Consider the following 4151-nt stretch of genomic DNA (forward strand, 5'->3'; position numbering starts at 1 on the left):
CGCTGCGATCGGCGCGCGCCGACCGGGACGGCCGGCCCGCGTCAGTGTTCGGTGACCGCGCCCGGCAGGCGCGTGCGGTTGCGAAGCCACATCACGCCCAGAAGATCGCGAATGCCGACCAGGGCGCGGTTGAAATTGGTGTATTTCGACTGTCCGTGCAGTCGGCCACGGTGGACGACAGGGACGCAGAGCAGCGGCACGCCATACGTGCCCAGCAGGGCCGGCAGGAACCGGTGAACGCCCTCGAACTGGGGGATGCGCAGGAAATCGGCCCGGGGGAACAGCTTCTGGGGCGCCCCGGTGTCGGGACAGCCATCGCGCAGCAGTCTCTGGCGCAGACCGTTGGCAAAACGCGTCGCCAGACGGCGCGACAGCGTGTCGTTGCGTTTGCGGCGAACACCGACGACCAGCGGCGGCCGCCCGGTATGGGCAAGGGCTGCGCGCATCATGTCGACCAAGGCCCGTGGATCGTCCTGACCGTCGCCGTCCATCGTCGCGATCCATGTGCCGCGCGCAGCCTCGATGCCGGTACGCAGGGCAGCGGACTTTCCGCGCCGACGGTCGTGGCTGAAGATGCGGGTCGGACAGGGCAACACGTCTTGTCGCGCGGCGATCAGGCGCGCGCAGGTGTCGTCGGTGCTGCCGTCATCGACGAAGACCAGTTCGGTGGAGGGCAGCCCGGACAGGACGGGCGCGAGCTCCGCGCAGACGGGGCCGATGTTCTCGGCCTCGTCCAGAACGGCGATGACGATGGTCAGGAGGGGCGCGTCGCTCATGCGCGGTCTGATCGGGCGATCGCGCGCCGGTTCAGGCGGCGCGACGACCCAGCGCCGACGGCAGGTCGGACAACGCGCGGTCGACCAGGGTCGCGCGCATGTCAGGCGTCAGCGTGTCGGCAACGGCGTCGCGTGCCGCTGCAACGGCGATCTCGACGGCGGCTTCGCGGACATCGCGGATCGCGGCGCGTTCGGACGCGGCGATACGCTGGCGCGCCATCTCTTCACGGCGCCGGGCGATGGCCTCGGCCTCCGCACGGGCCGCTTCAGCGATCCGGGCCGCCTCGACGCGCGAATGCTCGATCAGGGTCTGCGACTCGAGCAGAGCCTGCTCACGCTCGCGCGTGGCATCCTCGAGCATCTGCTCGGCCTCGCGCCGCAGACGGCCGGCTTCGTCGAGGTCGGCTCGGATGCGCGCCGCGCGGCCATCCAGAGCGGCGGCCAGCGGCGTCCAGAGCTTGCGCCCGAACAGGAGGAAAAACAGGACGAACGCGACGGCGGACCAGAAGCGGGGTTCCTGAAGCAGGCTATGTCCGGTCATATCGGGTGTTCCCTTGATCCGTCGTCCGTGGGTGTCGGGGTCTTAGTGGCCGCGCGCGCCGGCAGCGGCATCGACATGGGTGCGCAGACGGGCGGCGTCGGCGTCGATGCCAGTCAGTTGGCGGACCATGGTCGAGGCGGCATCCTGCGCAATGTCACGCAGAGAGCCCATGGCCTTGGTGCGTGCTTCGGACAGGCGGGCCTCGGCCTCGTGGATTTCACGTGCGAGGCGCGCGTTCATGGCGGCGGTCTGCTGCGCGGCTGCGCTGCGGGCCTCGTTGATGACGCGCTCGATGTTGTCCTGGGCCTCGCGGGCGGCGTCGTGGCGGGCACGGCGCAGTTCCTCGACGGCCTGGTCGGCGGCGGCCTTGGCATCGCGCGCGATGTCGAGATCGTTGGCGATCTGCGTGTCGCGATTGGCGATGACCGTGCTGACCCGGGGCAGGGCCGAGCGGCTGACGATCAGGTAGAACACCAGGAAGATCGCCGCCCCCCAAATCACCTGTCCGATGACCAGGGGGTTGCCGAAGTCAAGCTGCGGCATTCCGGCGGCGTAGGCCCCCGGAGCACCGGCCACAAGCAGCCCCGTTGCCAACGGCAGCGCGGACGTCGCGATCCGGGCCACCGGGCGAAGAGTCAGGATCGCGCGTTGCACGGGGCTGCCTCCGATGATCAGACGAACAGGATCAGGAACGCGATCAGCAGGGCGTAGAGCGCCACGGCCTCGGTCAGGGCGAAGCCGAGCATGCCCAGGCCGAACACGTGCGGACGCGCGGCGGGGTTGCGGGCGATGCTGGAGACCAGGGTCGAGAAGATGTTGCCCAGACCGATGCCAACGCCGGCGAGAGCGATGACGGCGATACCAGCACCAATTTCACGGGCAGCAGCGATGTCCATGGAGTGACTTCCTTGAAGGTTGAAGCGTCTTAGGGGAACGCGAACGGGGCTTAGTGGGCCACGGCCTCGCGCAGATAGATGCAGGTGAGGATGGCAAACACATAGGCCTGCAAGGCACCCACCAGCAATTCGAGAGCCATCAGCGCGATGTTGATGACCACCGGACCCACCGCCAGCACGTCGCCCGCGATGCCGAGACCGGCGAGCATGATCGTGAAGGCCGCGAACATTTCCAGCATCACGTGCCCCGCCACCATGTTGGCGAAAAGTCGGATCGACAGGCTGACGGGACGGGAGAGAAAGGACAGGATCTCGATCGGGATCAGCAGCGGGGCGAGCGCCATCGGCGCGCCGTCGGGCATGAAGTGCGCGAAGAACTTCAGCCCCTGCGACTTGAGCGAGACCAGAACAGCGAGCACGAACACCAGAATCGCCAGGCCGAGCGTGACCGCGATGTGGCTGGTGAAGGCGAACGAGAACGGGATCAGGCCGATATAGTTACCGGCCAGAATGAAGAAGAACAGCGTGAACACGAACGGAAAGAAGGCGCGGCCTTCCGGCCCGATCGTGTCGACGGCCATGTTGTGGATGAAATCGTGGCAGATTTCCGCCGCGGCCTGCAGACGGCCCGGAACAACGGCGCGCGGACGCATGCCGATATACAGGAAGGCCAGCACCAGAACGACGGCGACGATCATCAAGGCAGGGGACTGGCTGAAACGCAGCGTGGCCCCGAGTTCGCCGAGAACGGGGTGCAGCTCGAATTGCCCGAGCGCGTCGATGGTCGTTCCGGCCGCCAAGATCGTTCTCCCAAACACGTCGGGCGGCATGCGCCCCACAGCTTTATCGACGAACGCTCAGGGTTTGACCAGCCGCCAAACGTTCAGAATACCCGCAGCGCCACCCAGAAACGCGAACACGATCAGGAACAGCGGGCGCGTGCCCAGCCAGTGATCCAGCCCCAGCCCGATGGCCACGCCAACCGCGAGGCCACCGATCATCTCGGTACCGGCCCGCAGCATCATGCCCCAGCCGGCCCGATCGAGCGGGTCCGCGGAGGCCGTGTCTCTGGCTGACTGCAATCCCTGACGCTCTCGTGCGCCCTTCAGACGGTCATCGAAGGACGAGGGCGTTTCGGGGGGCTCGGGGCGAGAGTCGTTCCTGTTCATTTCACGCACCTCTGGTCGGGTGCAGGCGCTTGCTAACGGGGTCGTAAAGCGCTGTCAAGCAAAGCGGCCGGGTGTGCCATGATTTGATGCGTCCGCCGACGACCTTGTGAAAGATTCAGTGTCCGGAGCCCGCGATCAGATCGTAGGCCGCCGTTCCGGGTGCCGCGCCGGGCAGCGGCACGTCGGCGCGTATCACGGGGGCCAGCGCATCGTGCGAGGGTCCGATGGCCGAGGCCTCGACCGTTCTGCCGAAGGGGGAGTCTAGCCCCGAGCCCGTCGCGACCACCGGGCTGCCGGGGCGCAGCCACGCGGCGTTGCGCGCCATCTCGGCGGCCGAGAGATAGACCACCGTTCCGTCGTCCAGGATCAGGCCGGCGGGGTGGCCGTTGCGATCGAAGACGGTCAGGGCGTAGCGGCCGCCGAACTCCAGGCCCGGCGTGGCCGGTGGCGGCGGCCGGGTGGCGACGGCCTCGGCATCGTCCTGAAGCGGATGGCCGTGCGCGTCGTCGATCGAAAATGCGCGCATGAGATGCTGGTCCGCCGTCACCAGGCCCCGCGCGGAAATCCTGGCCCCGGGGACGATATGGGTGGCGACGTCAGGGCCAAGGCCGCGCGGGACCAGGATCTGGGTGTTGTCCGTCAGCAGGATCGACATCACTTCGCCCGTGGGCGACGGGACGAGGCGCCGGACGACCCCGCCGACGCGCGGCAGGGGCGACAGATCGAACACGGCTCCCGTCGCACCGGCCGCCGAGGGCGCCGCGACCGG

The 4151-nt window shown here is 68.2% G+C and carries 7 protein-coding genes; all 7 read right to left on the reverse strand.

Annotated elements, in window-relative coordinates; all coding sequences use genetic code 11:
• Window positions 1-41 precede the first annotated feature (41 nt).
• Window positions 42-776 (reverse strand): glycosyltransferase family 2 protein, encoded by a 735-nt coding sequence (locus HUK82_RS14865; protein WP_176614697.1) that lies wholly within the window; start codon window positions 774-776, stop codon window positions 42-44.
• 31 nt (window positions 777-807) lie between these two features.
• Complete coding sequence (locus HUK82_RS14870) at window positions 808-1302, reverse strand: F0F1 ATP synthase subunit B family protein (protein WP_176614701.1); 495 nt, start codon at window positions 1300-1302, stop codon at window positions 808-810.
• Between the two features lie 57 nt (window positions 1303-1359).
• Entirely contained in the window at window positions 1360-1971 is a 612-nt protein-coding gene (locus tag HUK82_RS14875) for a F0F1 ATP synthase subunit B family protein (protein WP_264802191.1), read from the reverse strand.
• A gap of 17 nt (window positions 1972-1988) precedes the next feature.
• Window positions 1989-2213 carry an ATP synthase subunit C family protein gene (locus HUK82_RS14880; RefSeq protein ID WP_012224283.1) on the reverse strand — a complete coding sequence of 75 codons (225 nt, stop codon included), beginning with the start codon at window positions 2211-2213 and terminating at the stop codon, window positions 1989-1991.
• Window positions 2214-2263: 50 nt separating this feature from the next.
• Window positions 2264-3013: a F0F1 ATP synthase subunit A gene (locus HUK82_RS14885; protein WP_176614698.1), complete on the reverse strand. Its 750-nt coding sequence runs from the start codon at window positions 3011-3013 to the stop codon at window positions 2264-2266.
• A 57-nt stretch (window positions 3014-3070) separates the two neighbouring features.
• A complete protein-coding gene (locus HUK82_RS14890) occupies window positions 3071-3382 on the reverse strand; it encodes an AtpZ/AtpI family protein (RefSeq protein ID WP_176614699.1) in 312 nt (103 codons plus the stop codon).
• Between the two features lie 115 nt (window positions 3383-3497).
• Window positions 3498-4151: hypothetical protein (locus HUK82_RS14895; protein WP_176614700.1), on the reverse strand; the 654-nt coding region annotated here is incomplete at its 5' end.

Origin of the sequence: Ameyamaea chiangmaiensis, from assembly GCF_013376175.1 — a bacterium.
Lineage (GTDB): Bacteria > Pseudomonadota > Alphaproteobacteria > Acetobacterales > Acetobacteraceae > Ameyamaea > Ameyamaea chiangmaiensis.

What these genes read in the sequence shown, in the direction of transcription:
- HUK82_RS14880 (WP_012224283.1), bottom strand. Translation starts at nt 2,213, where the DNA reads ATGGACATCGCTGCTGCCCGTGAAATTGGTGCTGGTATCGCCGTCATC.
- HUK82_RS14865 (WP_176614697.1), bottom strand. Translation starts at nt 776, where the DNA reads ATGAGCGACGCGCCCCTCCTGACCATCGTCATCGCCGTTCTGGACGAG.
- HUK82_RS14890 (WP_176614699.1), bottom strand. Translation starts at nt 3,382, where the DNA reads ATGAACAGGAACGACTCTCGCCCCGAGCCCCCCGAAACGCCCTCGTCC.